Genomic DNA, 14,216 nt, shown 5'->3' with positions numbered 1-14,216 from the left:
TCGGCTGCGCCGTCCTCACCGGCTACGGGGCGGTCCACCACAGCGCCCAGGTCCGTCCGGGCGAGTCGGTGGCCGTCGGCGCGGCAGAGCGCGCCCTGACACCGGACCGGCTCAGTCCCCCAGGACGCGCCGCAGGTAGTCGTTGCCGAAGACCCGGTCGGGGTCGAGTCGGTCGCGCAGCGCGAGGAACTCGCCGAAACGCGGGTAGGCCTCCGCGAAGTACCCGGCGTCCCGCGTGTGCACCTTGCCCCAGTGCGGACGCCCGCCGTGTGCGGTGAAGATGGCCTCGGCCGCGGTGAAGTAGGCGTGGTACGGGGTGCTCTTGTACATGTGCACCGCGATGTACGCCGTGTCGCGCCCGGAGGCCGTCGACAGCGTGATGTCGTCCGCCGGGGCCGTCCGCACCTCCACGGGGAAGCTGATCCGCAGCCCCGAGCGGTCGACCATCGCCCGCAGCTCCCGCAGTGCCTCGACGACCTGCCCGCGCGGGAGGGCGTACTCCATCTCCACGAAGCGCACCCGGCGCGGACTGGTGAACACCTTGTACGGGATGTCCGTGTAGGTGCGCGCCGACAGGGCGCGACTGGCCACGCGGGCGATGGAGGGGATGGTGGCCGGGACCGCGCGACCCAGCGAGTTGACGGCCTGGAAGAGGCCGTTGGAGAGCAACTCGTCCTCGATCCAGGCGCTCACCGGTCCGGGCGGGGCGGCGGGGCCCTGGCTGCGGTTGTTCCGCTTGGTGTTGCAGTTGCCGGTGTGCGGGAACCAGTAGAACTCGAAGTGCTCGTTCTCCGCGAAGTGTTCCTCGAACTCCGCCGTCACCCGGTCGAAGCCCATCGGCTCCTCCCGGGCGGTCAGGAAGAAGATCGGCTCCACGGCGAAGGTGATCGCGGTGACGATGCCGAGCGCTCCGATGCCGAGCCGGGCCGCCGCGAAGACCTCGGGATTCTCCTTCTCGGAGCAGGTCAGCAGCCGACCGTCGGCGGTGACCAGTTCCAGGCCGCGGATCTGGGCGGCGATGGAGGCCGAGTCGCGACCGGTGCCGTGGGTGCCGGTGCTGGTGGCGCCGGAGACCGTCTGCTCCATGATGTCGCCCATGTTGGTGAGCGACAGGCCCGCCGCGGCGAGGGCCTGGTTCAGGTCCTTCATGACCGTGCCCGCCGCCACCGTGACCGTGCCGGCGGCCCGGTCGATCGACCGTATTCCGGTCATGGCCTGCGGCCGTACGAGCACCCCGTCGGTGGCGGCGGCCGCGGTGAAGGAGTGGCCGGTGCCGACCGCCTTCACCCGCAGCCCGTCCTCGGCGGCCCGGCGGACCGTCTCCTGGAGTTCCCCGACCGAGGCCGGTGTCACCGTGCGGGCCGGTGTGGCGGTGATGTTGCCCGCCCAGTTATGCCACGCGGTCCGTTCCCTGCTGCTCTGCCCTGCTGTCGCCGTCCCCATCGATTGCTGGCACCTCCCCTTGCGCCGGCCTCGTCAGCCGGCGGTATCCCGCGAACGCAACCGCCGCCGCGGCCACCCCCGCCGAGACGGAGACGACGTACCCGGTCTGCGCCCCGGCTGCGTCGACGACCCAGCCGGTCACGGAGGACCCGACCGCGATTCCGACCGCGAGGCCGGTACTGATCCAGGTCATGCCCTCGGTCAGCTTCGCGTGTGGCACGTGCGCCTCGATCAGGGCCATCGTGGTGATCATCGTGGGAGCGATGGCGAGGCCCGAGACGAAGAGCGCCACGGCCAGAAACGGAAGGTTCCCGGCCAGTAGGAGGGGGATCATACTCACGGCCATCGCACTGATGCCCAGTACCCAGCGAGGTTCGGCCTTGCCTTTGAAGTGGAGCAGGCCGAAGACGATGCCGGCCAGGCAGGATCCGAACGCCCAGACCGCCAGGAACACCCCACCGAGGGACTTGTCGCCGTGCTCCGCGGCGAAGGCCAAGGTGGCCACGTCCACGGAGCCGAAGATCGCGCCGGTCGCGACGAAGGTCGCCACCAGGACCTGGAGGCCGGGGGAGCGCAGCGCCGAGGACCGGTCGGTGTGCTCCTCGTGGGGATGCGGCTTCGGCTCGGTGGCGGTCAGGGCCGTCAGCCACCACACGCCCGTCAGCAGGCAGACGAGGGCCACCACCGGGCCGGCCTCGGGGAACCAGCCGGCCGAGAGGGTCGCGGCCAGCGGCGGGCCGACGATGAAGCAGAGCTCGTCGACGATGGACTCGAACGAATAGGCCGTGTGCAACTGGGGGGTGTCGCGGAACAGGGCCGTCCAGCGGGCCCGGACCATCGATCCGACGCTGGGCACGCACCCGGCGACCACGGCGAAGGGGAAGAGGGTCCAGCTCGGCCAGCCGTTCGCCGCGGCGATCAGCAGACCGGTCACCGCGGCGGCCGCGACCAGGGTGGCCGGGCGCAGCACCCGCCGCTGTCCGTACTGGTCCACCAGCCGCGAGACCTGCGGGCCCACGGCCGCGGCGGAGAGCGCGATGGTGCCGGTGAGCGCGCCGGCGAGCCCGTAGCTGCCGCCCAGTTCGGTGATCATCGTGAGGACGCCGATGCCCACCATGGACAGCGGCATCCTGCCCAGCAGGCCGGCGGCTGTGAACCCCTTGGTGCCGGGGGTCGCGAATATCGCGCGGTAGGGACTGGGCAAGGTGGTGCCCTCCGTAAGGGACGTGGTCGGCTCACACAGGTTACGTCTGCCGACAAGGCACCCGCATGGGGAAAATACCGACAGGAAGTAAGGGTGACCTTACCTGCTGTCCGAGGTGTGGGACGGGCCGGGTCCGTTGCCCGGGCGCGGGCGCCGGGTGGCAGGATTCGAGGCATGTCAGACCAGCTCCCTGCCCCCGGCGGCGGCTCCGCCGCCCCTTACGACGCCCTCCTGCTGCTGTCCTTCGGCGGCCCCGAGGGACCGGACGACGTCGTGCCCTTCCTGGAGAACGTCACGCGCGGGCGCGGTATCCCGCGCGAGCGGCTCAAGGAGGTCGGGCAGCACTACTTCGGGTTCGGCGGGGTCAGCCCGATCAACGGGCAGAACCGCGAGCTGCTGGACGCGCTGCGCAAGGACTTCGCCGAGCACGGGCTGGACCTGCCGGTCTACTGGGGCAACCGGAACTGGGCCCCGTACCTGACCGACGTCATGCGGGAGATGGCCGCCGACGGGCGCCGCCGCATCGCCGTGCTCGCGACCAGCGCGTACGCCTCGTACTCGGGCTGCCGCCAGTACCGCGAGAACCTCGCCGACGCGCTGGCCACGCTCGCCGAGGAGGGTGTGGAGCTGCCGCGGGTCGACAAGCTGCGGCACTACTTCAACCACCCCGGCTTCGTGGAACCCATGATCGACGGGGTGGTGGCCTCGCTCGCCTCGCTGCCCGAGGAGGTGCGCTCCGGCGCGGACCTCGCCTTCACCACCCACTCCATCCCGACCGCCGCGGCGGACACCTCCGGTCCGGTCCCGGACCACACCGGTGAAGGCGAGGGCGGGGCGTACGTCAAGCAGCACCTCGACGTCGCCAAGGTGATCGCGGACGAGGTCGCCGCACGCACCGGGACCGCGCACTCCTGGGAGCTCGTCTACCAGTCCCGCAGCGGCGCCCCGCACATCCCGTGGCTGGAGCCGGACGTCTGCGACCACCTGGAGGCCCTGCACGCCGCCGGCGCGCCCGCCGTCGTCATGGTGCCCATCGGCTTCGTCTCCGACCACATGGAAGTCCTCTACGACCTGGACACCGAGGCCACCGCGAAGGCGGCCGAGCTGGGCCTGCCCGTGCGGCGCTCGGCGACCGTCGGCGCCGATCCGCGCTTCGCCGGGGCGGTACGGGAGCTGGTGCTGGAGCGGGCCGCCAAGGAGCGCGGGGAGCCGGCGCCGGAGTGCTGGGTCGGCACGCTGGGGCAGAGTCATGACCTGTGCGCGGTGGGCTGCTGCCCGGCGCGGGGCCCCCGGCCGGCGGCCGCGGGCGTGGACAGTCCGTACGCGTAGGAAGTGGGACCGTGATCTCTGACGAGCTGAAGGCCGAACTGCTGGACGTGGGCCTGGAGGCCGCCCGGCAGGCCGGAGCTCTGCTGCGCGACGGCCGCCCGGCCGACCTGGCGGTGGCGGCGACGAAGACCAGTCCCATCGACGTGGTGACCGAGATGGACATCGCGGCGGAGAAGCTGATCACCGGCATCCTCGCCGAGCGGCGGCCCGAGGACGGGCTGCTGGGCGAGGAGGGCGCGGACACCCCGGGGACGAGCGGGGTGCGCTGGGTCGTCGACCCGCTGGACGGCACCGTGAACTACCTCTACGGGCTCCCGAGCTGGGGCGTGTCCATCGCGGCCGAGTACGGCGGCGAGACCGTGGTGGGCGTCGTGGCGGCCCCGATGCGCGGGGAGACCTACCACGCGGTCCTCGGCGGCGGCGCGTGGCTGGGTACGACGCCCCTCGCCTGCCGGCCGGCGGCGCCGCTGGACCAGGCGCTGCTGGGGACCGGCTTCGCGTACGTGCAGGCCCGGCGGGCCCACCAGGCCGAGGTCGTGGCGCGGATCATCCCGCTGGTGCGGGACATCCGGCGGGGCGGATCGGCGGCGCTGGACCTGTGCGACGTGGCCGCCGGACGGCTGGACGGGTACTACGAGCGGGGACTGAACCCGTGGGACCTGGCCGCCGGTGACCTGATCGCCCGGGAGGCCGGAGCCTTGACCGGGGGCCGTCCCGGTGAGCCGGCCTCGGGCGAGCTGACCCTGGCCGCCACGCCGGCCGTGTTCGCCTCGGTGCAGCCGCTGCTGGAGGAGTCCGGCGCCTGGCACGACTGAAAGCACGTGGACCCCGGCCGCCCACTGGGGCGGCCGGGGTCCACGTCGTGCAGAGGCCGTGCGGAGGTCGTGCGGAAGCCGAGTTCGTTCAGAGTCGTGCAGGAGTCGTGCAGGAGTCGTGCGAGTACGGCGGGCCGGCCGATCGGGGGATCAGCAGGCGGGTACGGCGGCCGAGACGGGGACACCGTGCTCGGCGGCCAGGCGCTGGAGGTCCTCCAGCTCCGCCAGTTCCACTTCCGCGAGGAAGTCGTCGCCCGTCTCGCGGGCGTGCCTGAGGTCCGACTGCGTGTTCCTGATGCGCTGCAGGAGACCCGCGGTGAATGCGTCCATGGTGGGTTCGCCCCCTCTTCGTGGGTCGGCGGCGGCGTGGCTGTCCGCCGTCAGGGAGTGGATGGGGTGTGATCTCGTCCTCCCCTGCACCCTGGGCCCAGAAACCTCGGCGGGCCAGGGAATCCTCACTTCCGCCCCGTCAGCCCCTCCACGAGCCGCCTTACAGCCGGTTTACGGCCGAAACGTGCAGGATGGGCGACGCAATACACGTGTGCCCTTCTGGGCTCGGAGGAAGGAAACGACGTGCGCGTACTCGTCGTCGAGGACGAGCAGCTGCTCGCCGATGCGGTGGCCACCGGACTACGCCGGGAGGCCATGGCCGTGGACGTCGTGTACGACGGCGCCGCCGCCCTGGAGCGGGTCGGCGTGAACGACTACGACGTGGTCGTGCTCGACCGGGACCTCCCGCTCGTGCACGGTGACGACGTGTGCCGGAAGATCGTCGAGCTCGGCATGCCCACCCGCGTGCTGATGCTGACCGCCTCCGGAGACGTCAGCGACCGGGTGGAGGGCCTGGAGCTCGGCGCGGACGACTACCTGCCCAAGCCCTTCGCCTTCACCGAGCTGACCGCCCGCGTGCGGGCCCTCGGGCGGCGCACCACGGTCGCGCTGCCGCCCGTACTGGAGCGGGCCGGCATCAAGCTGGACCCGAACCGGCGCGAGGTGTTCCGCGAGGGCAAGGAGGTCCAGCTGGCACCGAAGGAGTTCGCGGTGCTCGAGGTCCTCATGCGCAGCGAGGGGACCGTCGTCTCCGCCGAGCAGCTGCTGGAGAAGGCCTGGGACGAGAACACCGACCCCTTCACCAACGTCGTACGGGTGACCGTGATGACCCTGCGCCGCAAGCTGGGTGAGCCGCCCGTCATCGTCACCGTGCCCGGCTCCGGATACCGGATTTGAAGCGCGTGCCCGTCACCCCGGCGCCACCGGTCGCACCACCGAAACCGACCTGGGACCCCGGCCAGCCCGAGGTTCCCTTCCCGTGGCTGCGGCCGACCATCCGCATACGCCTCACCCTGCTGTACGGCGGGATGTTCCTGATCGCGGGCATCCTGCTGCTGTCGATCATCTACCTGCTGGCGGCGCAGGCGCTGCGGCAGGGCAACGCGCTGCCGTTCCAGATCGTCGGCGGCCAGGTCAAGGTCTCCAGCACCAACTGCTCGGGCGTGATGGGCGGCCCGCTGGAGCCGGAGCAGTTCAACGCGGCGGTCAACCAGTGCGTCCTCGAACAGCGCCGGCACGCCCTGGACGACCTGCTGAGCCGGTCGCTCATGGCCCTGCTGGGCCTGAGCATCATCGCCTTCGCCTTCGGCTACGCGATGGCCGGCCGGGTGCTCTCGCCGCTCGGCAAGATCACCCGGACCGCCCGCCGGGTGGTCGGCTCCGACCTGACCCGGCGGATCGAGCTGGACGGGCCGGACGACGAGCTCAAGGAGCTCGCAGACACCTTCGACGAGATGCTCGACCGGCTGGAGCGGGCCTTCACGGCCCAGCAGAGGTTCGTGGCGAACGCCTCGCACGAGCTGAGGACCCCGCTCGCGATCAACCGGACGCTGCTGGAGGTCCACCTCTCCGATCCCGGGGCCCCGGTCGAGCTCCAGCAGCTCGGGAAGACCCTGCTGGCCACCAACGAGCGCAGTGAGCAGCTGGTCGAGGGCCTGCTGCTGCTGGCCCGCAGCGAGAACCAGATCGTCGAGCGCAAACCTGTGGACCTGGCGGAGGTCGCCTCGCGCGCCGTCGACCAGGTGCGCGGCGAGGCCGAGGCGAAGGGCGTGGCGATCCGCGGCGAGCGCGCGCCGGCCGTCGTCCAGGGCAACGGGGTGCTGCTGGAGCGGATCGCCCTGAACCTGGTGCAGAACGCCGTCCGGTACAACGTGGCGGAGGACGGCTGGGTGGAGGTCGTCACCGAGTCCCAGCACGATCAGGCGGTCCTCCTGGTATCGAACACGGGTCCCGTTGTTCCCGCGTACGAGGTGGACAACCTCTTCGAGCCCTTCAGGCGGCTGCGTACGGAGCGCACGGGCAGCGACAAGGGTGTCGGACTGGGTCTGTCGATCGCGCGCTCCGTGGCGCGCGCACACGGCGGCAGGATCCAGGCGATGCCCCGGGAAGGCGGTGGCCTCGTGATGCGTGTCACTCTTCCCTTGTGAGACCCCGGCCTCGTGTTCGCTTTTGGCTGAATGCTTGCCCTGTGAAAACAACCGGCCCTGTGTGATCGATCACAGTGGTCGGTGTCGGGCCATGTGCGTTCGGTGACCCCGACGCGGCCGGAAAGCCCGGGAAGTCCGGGTTTCCGGCCCCCCGGATGGCGGGAAATACACGGGGTGGCGTTTGTGCATGACGGCCCTCGGACCGTGTACGGTCCCGCTCGTCATCCCAGCCAATCGTCCTTCGGGCGGGCGGCTGGGTGTCGATTGAGTAACAGACCTTGATGTGAGGCAAAATCTCCGCCTCAGGTCGGGCACAAGTCCGGCCTCTCGTGCGTTACGTGCGCTGAGACACCGCTAACACCCAGAGGGGGAGAGCGAACAATGGCAACGGACTACGACACCCCGCGCAAGACCGACGATGACGTCGACAACGACAGCATCGAAGAGCTGAAGGCTCGGCGCAACGAGAAGTCGACCTCGTCCGCGGACATGGACGAATTCGACTCTGTCGAGAGCATGGAGCTTCCCGGCGCGGACCTCTCCAACGAGGAGCTGGCCGTCCGGGTCCTGCCCAAGCAGGCCGATGAGTTCACCTGCATGAGCTGCTTCCTGGTGCACCACCGCAGCCAGCTGGCACGTGAGAAGAACGGTCAGCCGATCTGTCGCGACTGCGACTGATAGGCGTCGGCCGTGGCTGGCTCCACACCCTTTCGGAAGCGACGCTTCCGGAAATCTGGTGATCCGGCGGAGACGCAGGTGGCATCCATGGATCCGGAAACGGCTCCTGGGGCTTCCGGCGGCTCCGCCAGTGCGGCGATCGCCATACCTTCCGACACCGCCCCGGCGGTGCCGTCGGAAACCGATCCCGACGAAGGGTCCCGGCACGGCTTCGGGGCTCGTCGGATGCAAGCCGTCAAGAACGGTGTGCGCAAGGGCGGCGAAAGTGTCAGGAACGCCGCCCTGTACGTCACCGACAGGATCATCGAGAACGCACCGCGCGTTCCGGTTCGGGACCTCGCGACGTTGCGCGCGCAGTTCCCGGGCCTCGGCCCCGAGCAGCTCGCCGAAAAGCTGATCTCGGGCGCCTGCGCCGCCACCTCGACCGTGGGCGCGGGAATCGGCGCCGCGGCCATGCTGCCCGTGCCGCCCGCCATGCCGGCGGAACTGGCGGCCGAGATCACCGCGGTCGCGGCCATCGAACTCAAACTCATCGCCGAACTCCACGAGGTGTACGGCCGACGCCCCCAGGGCGGCGTCAAGGAGCGCAGCCTCGCCTACCTGACCGCCTGGACGGAGGAGCGCGGGGTCGACCTGACCAAGCCGACCACGCTGAACGCGGCGCTCGGCGGGCAGATGAAGCGCGAACTGCGCCAGCAGATCATGAAGCGGATGTTCCGCAGCCTGCCGAACCTCATGCCGTTCATGGTGGGCGCCGCCGTCGGCGCGGTCATGAACCGACGGGACACCCGCAAGCTCGCCGAGAAGGTCCGTGGTGACCTGCGGAGGCGGGCCGTGGACTGGGAGGCCCTGAACTCCCTGCCGCCCCTGGAGCGGCCCGTACAGCCCCTTCCCGAGGCCGCCAGGATCGCACTGGAGGCCGCGGATCCCTCCGCGCACGGCTGAGGTCCCCCGCCGGGGAGATCCGTCCCGGCCGGGCCACCGGCCCCACCGGTCCCACCGGCCGCTCAGGCCGCCTGGTCGCGGGCGGCGAGCAGGGCCGCCACCAGGGCCTTCGGCTCGCGGGTGGACACGTAGACGTACGGGGTCGGGTCGGCCGGATCGGTGACCTCGACGCGGACCGCGGTCGGCACGTAGCTGCGCATCAGCATGAAGGCCCGCGCGTCCGCCTTGTACGTGCGCCAGGCGCGCGACTCCTCGGCGTCCAGGATCTCGGGCTCACCCAGGGCCGTCACCGGGATCCGCGCGTCCCCGGCCGCCAGCGCACCGCCCACCACGCGCACGCGCGCGGAACCGTACGAGCTCACGACCAGCCCGGCCAGCGCGGTGCCCCCGACCAGCCCGGCCAGCAGCGGCATCGTGCCCAGCGGCAGCAGCATCAAGGCGCAGGCGAGGCCGACCAGTACGGCGATGCCCCACCATGAGCGGGGGGCGGTCAGACGTTCGTCGTGGTGCGCGGTGGAGAGCTGCATACGGCCAAGCCTGCCACGAGGCGACCGGTGGGTAGCCGCGCGGGTAAGGTCTGCGGCTGTGAGTGGACGAAACACAGCGTTGACGCCCCCGGCCGACGCCTCCGCGCCGGTCAGGCACCCTGACGCGCCCGCCCCCGGCGAGCTCCTCGGCGCGCACTACGAGCACTGTTTCGGGTGCGGCGGGGGCCAGCCCCACGGACTGCACCTGGAGGCTCGGGCGGGCGAGGGCGTGACCGTCACCGCCGAGTTCACCGTCAAGCCCGCGCACCAGGGCGCACCCGGTCTCGCCCACGGCGGGGTGCTCGCCACCGCGCTCGACGAGACGCTGGGTTCCCTGAACTGGCTGCTGCGCGTCATCGCAGTGACGGGGCGGCTGGAGACCGACTTCGTGCGGCCCGTGCCGGTGGACACCGTGCTGTACCTGGAGGCCGAGGTCACCGCCGTCGCGGGGCGGAAGATCTACTGCACGGCCGTCGGCCGGACGGGCGGACCGCAGGGCCCGGTCGCCGTACGTGCCGACGCCCTCTTCATAGAGGTGAAGGTCGACCACTTCATCGACAACGGACGGCCCGAGGAGATCCGGGCGGCGATGGCCGACCCGGACCAGGTCAGGCGCGCACGCGCCTTTGAGGTGAACCCCTGATGTCCCAGAGCAACCACGACTCCCACCGGCCGGTCGACGTACTGATCCGCCGCGTCGACCCGGAGGTGCCGATTCCGGCTTACGGTCACCCCGGCGACGCCGGCTGCGACCTCGTCACCACCGAGGCCGCCGAGCTGGAGCCCGGCGAGCGCGCCGTACTGCCCACCGGAGTCTCCATCGCCCTGCCCGACGGGTACGCCGCCTTCGTGCACCCGCGGTCCGGCCTGGCCGCACGCTGCGGGCTCGCGCTCGTGAATGCCCCGGGGACGGTGGATGCCGGGTACCGTGGGGAGATCAAGGTGATCGTGGTCAATCTCGACCCTCGCGAGAGCGTCCGGTTCGAGCGTTTCGACCGCATCGCCCAGCTGGTTGTCCAGCGGGTCGAGAAGGTGCGCTTCCACGAGGTGGCGGAACTTCCCGGCTCGGCCCGGGCCGAGGGGGGCTTCGGCTCCACCGGCGGGCATGCGGCCGTGGCCGGATCCGGGGCTGGTCAGCAGGGTGGGAATGGCTACGCTTCGGTCGTAACCGACCGGGAAGGACAGTGACGTGTTCGGACGTCGCAAGAAGAACGACTCCGCCCATGACGGCGGCGCGGCCGAGCAGGTCGTGGACGGCGTCGCCGAGCAGGACGACGCGGGCGAGCAGGAGAGTGTCGCCCCGCGCCGGGTGAACCTGCCGCCGGCCCCGCGGCCCGACGGCCCCTGGGACGTCTCCGAGGTACTCGGGAACCCGGCCGACGGCCGGGTAGACCTGGGCGGCATCCTCGTACCCGGTGTCGAGGGCATGGAGCTGCGCGTCGAGGTCGCCGGTGACGCGATCGTGGCCGCGACCGTGGTCCTGGGCGACAGTGCCGTGCAGCTGCAGGCCTTCGCCGCGCCCAAGAAGGAAGGCATCTGGGGCGAGGTCCGCGAGGAGATCGCCGCGGGTATCACCCAGCAGGGCGGCATCATCGACGAGGCCCAGGGCTCGCTGGGCTGGGAGCTGCGCGCACAGGTGCCCGTACCGCTCCCGGACGGGCAGACCGGCGCCCAGCTGGTCCGCTTCGTCGGCGTCGACGGCCCGCGCTGGTTCCTGCGCGGCGTCATCTCCGGCCAGGGCGCCGTGCGCCCCGAGTCGGCGGGTGTGCTGGAGCAGATCTTCCGGGACACCGTCGTCGTCCGCGGTGACGGCCCGATGGCTCCCCGCGACCCGATCGTCCTGAAGCTGCCGAACGACGCCCAGATGGTGCCGGACGGCGTGCAGACGGACGACCAGGAAGGCTCCCGCTTCGGCGGCGGCATGGGACAGCTCGACCGCGGCCCGGAGATCACCGAGGTCCGCTGACCTCGGACGGCCCCCGCGCACAGGGGGGCTCGTCATGTGTTTCGGCCGATGGGCCCTACTCCTTCGGGGTGGGGCCCATCGGCTTGTCGGCGCCGTGCCCGTGCCGCGCCGTTGCCCGTGCCGTGCCGTGCCGCGCCCGTGCCGTGCGGTGCCCGTGTCGCGTCAGGGATCCGTCAGGGATCGGCGCCGGGCCCCGGATCGGTGCGTGCGCGGTGTGGACGTCCCGGAGAATGGGGCGCATGGGACGCGGCAAGCTCAGGATCTACCTCGGCGCGGCACCCGGTGTGGGCAAGACCTACGCGATGCTCTCCGAGGGCCATCGCCGGGTGGAGCGCGGCGCGGACTGCGTCGTCGGCTTCGTCGAGCATCACGGCCGGCCGCGCACGGAGGTCATGCTCCACGGCCTCGAACAGGTCGAGCGCAAGGCCCTGACGTACCGGGGGGCCGCCTTCACCGAGATGGACGTGGACGCGCTCCTCGCCCGCCGGCCGGCCATAGCGCTGGTGGACGAACTCGCGCACACCAACGTGCCCGGCTCGCGCAACGCCAAGCGCTGGCAGGACGTCGAGGAGCTGCTGCGGGCCGGCATCGACGTCGTGTCCACCGTGAACGTCCAGCACCTGGAGTCGCTCGGCGACGTGGTCGAGTCGATCACCGGCGTACGGCAACGGGAGACCGTGCCGGACGAGGTGGTCCGCCGGGCCGACCAGGTCGAGCTGGTCGACATGTCCCCGCAGGCACTGCGCCGACGGATGGCCCACGGGAACATATACAAGCCCGAGAAGGTCGACGCCGCCCTGTCCAACTACTTCCGCCCGGGCAACCTCACCGCCCTGCGCGAGCTGGCGCTGCTGTGGGTGGCCGACCGGGCGGACGAGTACCTCCAGCAGTACCGGGGCGAGCACGACATCCGCACGACCTGGCAGGCGCGGGAGCGGATCGTCGTCGGGCTCACCGGCGGGCCGGAAGGACGCACGCTCATCCGGCGGGCCTCGCGGATGGCCGCCAAGGGCTCCGGCAGCGAGATCCTGGCCGTCTACATCGCCCGCAGCGACGGGCTGACCGCCGCCTCGCCGAAGGAGCTCGCCGTCCAGCGGACCCTGGTCGAGGACCTGGGCGGAACGTTTCACCATGTGATCGGCGACAACATCCCCGACGCCCTGCTCGCCTTCGCACGCGGGGTCAACGCCACCCAGATCGTGCTCGGCTCCAGCCGCCGCCGCTCGTGGCAGTACGTCTTCGGGCCCGGCGTCGGCGCGAGCGTCGCCCGCGACTCGGGGCCCGACCTCGACGTCCACATCGTCACGCACGAGCACGTCGCCAAGGGCCGCGGCCTGCCCGTGGTGCGCTCGGCGGCCCGGCTCGGGCGGACCCGGATCGTCGCCGGCTGGGTGGTGGGGACGGTCCTCCCCGTCCTGCTGTGCCTGCTGCTCACGCACGTCGACGCGGATCTCGGCCTCGCCAACGACATGCTGCTCTTCCTGTCGCTGACGGTGGCGGCCGCACTGCTCGGCGGGCTCTGGCCGGCCCTGGCCTCCGCCGCCCTCGGCTCGCTGCTGCTGAACTACTTCTTCGCGCCGCCGCTGCACCGGTTCACGGTGTCCGACCCCAAGAACATCGTCGCCATCGCCGTCTTCTTCGGGGTCGCCGTCTCGGTGGCCTCCGTGGTGGACCTGGCCGCCCGGCGTACGCACCAGGCGGCCCGGTTGCGTGCCGAGTCCGAGATCCTCTCCTTCCTGGCCGGCAGCGTGCTGCGCGGCGAGACCACGCTGGACGCCCTGCTGGAGCGGGTCCGCGAGACCTTCGCCATGGAGTCCGTGGCCCTGCTGGAGCGGGCCGGCGACGTGGAGCCGTGGAAACCGGCCGGCAGCGTGGGCCCGAGCCCCGTCGCCCGGCCCGAGGACGCCGACGTGGACATGCCCATCGGGGACCACATGGCCCTGGCCCTGTCCGGCCGGGTACTGCCCGCCGAGGACCGCCGGGTGCTCGGCGCCTTCGCGGCGCAGGCGGCCGTGGTCCTGGACCGTCAGCGGCTGGTCGGCGAGGCCGAGGAGGCCCGCCGCATGGCCGAGGGCAACCGGATCCGCACCGCGCTGCTGGCCGCCGTCAGCCATGACCTCCGTACGCCGCTGGCCTCCATCAAGGCGTCCGTGAGCTCCCTGCGCTCCGCCGACGTGGAGTGGAGCGAGGAGGACCGGGCCGAGCTCCTCGAAGGCATCGAGGACGGCGCCGACCGCCTCGACCACCTGGTGGGCAACCTGCTCGACATGTCCCGGCTGCAGACCGGCACCGTCACCCCGCTGATCCGCGAGATCGACCTCGACGAGGTGGTCCCGATGGCGCTGGGCGGCGTACCGGAGGACAGCGTGCTGCTGGACGTGCCCGAGACGCTGCCGATGGTGGCGGTGGACCCGGGGCTGCTGGAGCGGACCGTGGCCAACGTGGTGGAGAACGCCGTCAAGTACAGCCCGGTGGGGGAGCCCGTCCTGGTGGCGGCCAGCTGCCTCGGCGACCGGGTCGAGGTCCGGGTCGTCGACCGCGGGCGGGGCGTGCCCGACCAGGCCAAGGACCGGATCTTCGCCCCCTTCCAGCGGTACGGGGACGCCCCGCGCGGGGCCGGCGTGGGGCTCGGGCTCGCCGTCGCCCGCGGGTTCGCCGAGGCCATGGACGGCACCCTGACGGCCGAGGACACCCCCGGGGGCGGGCTGACCATGGTGCTCACCCTGCGCGCGGCGCTCGGCGTCCGGGCGGCAGCACCGACGGAACCGACGGAACCGACGGAACCGACGGAACCGACGGAACCGACGGAACCGACGGAACCGACGGAACCGA

Annotated in this window: 14 protein-coding genes; 10 read left to right on the top strand and 4 right to left on the bottom strand. The window is 71.8% G+C overall.

Translation table 11 applies throughout. The features are described from left to right. Nucleotides 1–111: 111 nt before the first annotated feature. Both AB8A24_RS19705 and AB8A24_RS19700 read right to left on the bottom strand, forming a co-directional pair. Nucleotides 112–1,443, bottom strand: coding sequence for a D-arabinono-1,4-lactone oxidase (locus AB8A24_RS19705; protein ID WP_328961318.1), 1,332 nt, complete (start codon nt 1,441–1,443; stop codon nt 112–114). After that, complete coding sequence (locus AB8A24_RS19700) at nt 1,391–2,647, bottom strand: MFS transporter (RefSeq protein ID WP_266378724.1); 1,257 nt, start codon at nt 2,645–2,647, stop codon at nt 1,391–1,393. The genes AB8A24_RS19705 and AB8A24_RS19700 overlap by 53 nt, the downstream gene beginning before the upstream one ends. Before the next feature lie 174 nt (nt 2,648–2,821). On the opposite strand from AB8A24_RS19700, the gene AB8A24_RS19695 reads away from it, so the two are divergent. Together AB8A24_RS19695 and AB8A24_RS19690 are read left to right on the top strand one after the other, a co-directional pair. Beyond that, the gene (locus tag AB8A24_RS19695) at nt 2,822–3,976 is read left to right on the top strand and encodes a ferrochelatase (RefSeq protein ID WP_369476880.1); all 1,155 of its coding nucleotides are present in this window, start codon (nt 2,822–2,824) and stop codon (nt 3,974–3,976) included. Nucleotides 3,977–3,990: 14 nt separating this feature from the next. Next, nucleotides 3,991–4,791, top strand: a complete 801-nt coding sequence (locus tag AB8A24_RS19690; protein ID WP_328965825.1) for an inositol monophosphatase family protein — start codon at nt 3,991–3,993, stop codon at nt 4,789–4,791. A 150-nt stretch (nt 4,792–4,941) separates the two neighbouring features. On the opposite strand, the gene AB8A24_RS19685 is transcribed toward AB8A24_RS19690, so the two are convergent. Beyond that, a complete protein-coding gene (locus AB8A24_RS19685; RefSeq protein ID WP_030713155.1) occupies nt 4,942–5,121 on the bottom strand; it encodes a hypothetical protein in 180 nt (59 codons plus the stop codon). Nucleotides 5,122–5,364: 243 nt separating this feature from the next. On the opposite strand from AB8A24_RS19685, the gene AB8A24_RS19680 reads away from it, so the two are divergent. The 4 genes from AB8A24_RS19680 to AB8A24_RS19665 all read left to right on the top strand — a co-directional run bounded on the left by AB8A24_RS19680 (nt 5,365) and on the right by AB8A24_RS19665 (nt 8,891). Beyond that, nucleotides 5,365–6,018: a response regulator transcription factor gene (locus tag AB8A24_RS19680; protein WP_030008767.1), complete on the top strand. Its 654-nt coding sequence runs from the start codon at nt 5,365–5,367 to the stop codon at nt 6,016–6,018. Between the two features lie 5 nt (nt 6,019–6,023). Continuing rightward, complete coding sequence (locus AB8A24_RS19675; RefSeq protein WP_328961316.1) at nt 6,024–7,268, top strand: HAMP domain-containing sensor histidine kinase; 1,245 nt, start codon at nt 6,024–6,026, stop codon at nt 7,266–7,268. A 381-nt stretch (nt 7,269–7,649) separates the two neighbouring features. Beyond that, nucleotides 7,650–7,946, top strand: coding sequence for a DUF4193 domain-containing protein (locus AB8A24_RS19670; RefSeq protein ID WP_030008769.1), 297 nt, complete (start codon nt 7,650–7,652; stop codon nt 7,944–7,946). Between the two features lie 12 nt (nt 7,947–7,958). Beyond that, nucleotides 7,959–8,891 carry a hypothetical protein gene (locus tag AB8A24_RS19665; RefSeq protein WP_328961315.1) on the top strand — a complete coding sequence of 311 codons (933 nt, stop codon included), beginning with the start codon at nt 7,959–7,961 and terminating at the stop codon, nt 8,889–8,891. Nucleotides 8,892–8,953: 62 nt separating this feature from the next. On the opposite strand, the gene AB8A24_RS19660 is transcribed toward AB8A24_RS19665, so the two are convergent. After that, complete coding sequence (locus AB8A24_RS19660; protein WP_266378712.1) at nt 8,954–9,418, bottom strand: DUF3093 domain-containing protein; 465 nt, start codon at nt 9,416–9,418, stop codon at nt 8,954–8,956. Nucleotides 9,419–9,476: 58 nt separating this feature from the next. Here AB8A24_RS19660 and AB8A24_RS19655 point away from each other — a divergent pair, with 58 nt between their 5' ends. The 4 genes from AB8A24_RS19655 to AB8A24_RS19640 form a co-directional block, all read left to right on the top strand. Beyond that, nucleotides 9,477–10,061, top strand: coding sequence for a PaaI family thioesterase (locus AB8A24_RS19655; protein ID WP_369476878.1), 585 nt, complete (start codon nt 9,477–9,479; stop codon nt 10,059–10,061). Then, complete coding sequence (gene dut, locus AB8A24_RS19650) at nt 10,061–10,606, top strand: dUTP diphosphatase (RefSeq protein WP_030008773.1); 546 nt, start codon at nt 10,061–10,063, stop codon at nt 10,604–10,606. The genes AB8A24_RS19655 and dut overlap by 1 nt, the downstream gene beginning before the upstream one ends. A gap of 1 nt (nt 10,607) precedes the next feature. After that, nucleotides 10,608–11,384: a DUF3710 domain-containing protein gene (locus tag AB8A24_RS19645; RefSeq protein ID WP_030713142.1), complete on the top strand. Its 777-nt coding sequence runs from the start codon at nt 10,608–10,610 to the stop codon at nt 11,382–11,384. A 239-nt stretch (nt 11,385–11,623) separates the two neighbouring features. Next, nucleotides 11,624–14,216, top strand: a 2,593-nt coding sequence (locus AB8A24_RS19640) for a DUF4118 domain-containing protein (RefSeq protein WP_369476876.1), incomplete at its 3' end; no start/stop codon positions are given.

The sequence above is a fragment of the Streptomyces sp. BF23-19 genome (assembly GCF_041106355.1).
GTDB classification, from domain to species: domain Bacteria; phylum Actinomycetota; class Actinomycetes; order Streptomycetales; family Streptomycetaceae; genus Streptomyces; species Streptomyces virginiae_A.
Note: the sequence above shows the minus strand (reverse complement) of the source record. Positions and strands in the feature narration are given on the sequence as shown.

What these genes read in the sequence shown, in the direction of transcription:
- AB8A24_RS19705 (WP_328961318.1), bottom strand. Translation starts at nt 1,443, where the DNA reads ATGGGGACGGCGACAGCAGGGCAGAGCAGCAGGGAACGGACCGCGTGG.
- AB8A24_RS19695 (WP_369476880.1), top strand. Translation starts at nt 2,822, where the DNA reads ATGTCAGACCAGCTCCCTGCCCCCGGCGGCGGCTCCGCCGCCCCTTAC.
- AB8A24_RS19685 (WP_030713155.1), bottom strand. Translation starts at nt 5,121, where the DNA reads ATGGACGCATTCACCGCGGGTCTCCTGCAGCGCATCAGGAACACGCAG.
- AB8A24_RS19670 (WP_030008769.1), top strand. Translation starts at nt 7,650, where the DNA reads ATGGCAACGGACTACGACACCCCGCGCAAGACCGACGATGACGTCGAC.
- AB8A24_RS19660 (WP_266378712.1), bottom strand. Translation starts at nt 9,418, where the DNA reads ATGCAGCTCTCCACCGCGCACCACGACGAACGTCTGACCGCCCCCCGC.
- dut (WP_030008773.1), top strand. Translation starts at nt 10,061, where the DNA reads ATGTCCCAGAGCAACCACGACTCCCACCGGCCGGTCGACGTACTGATC.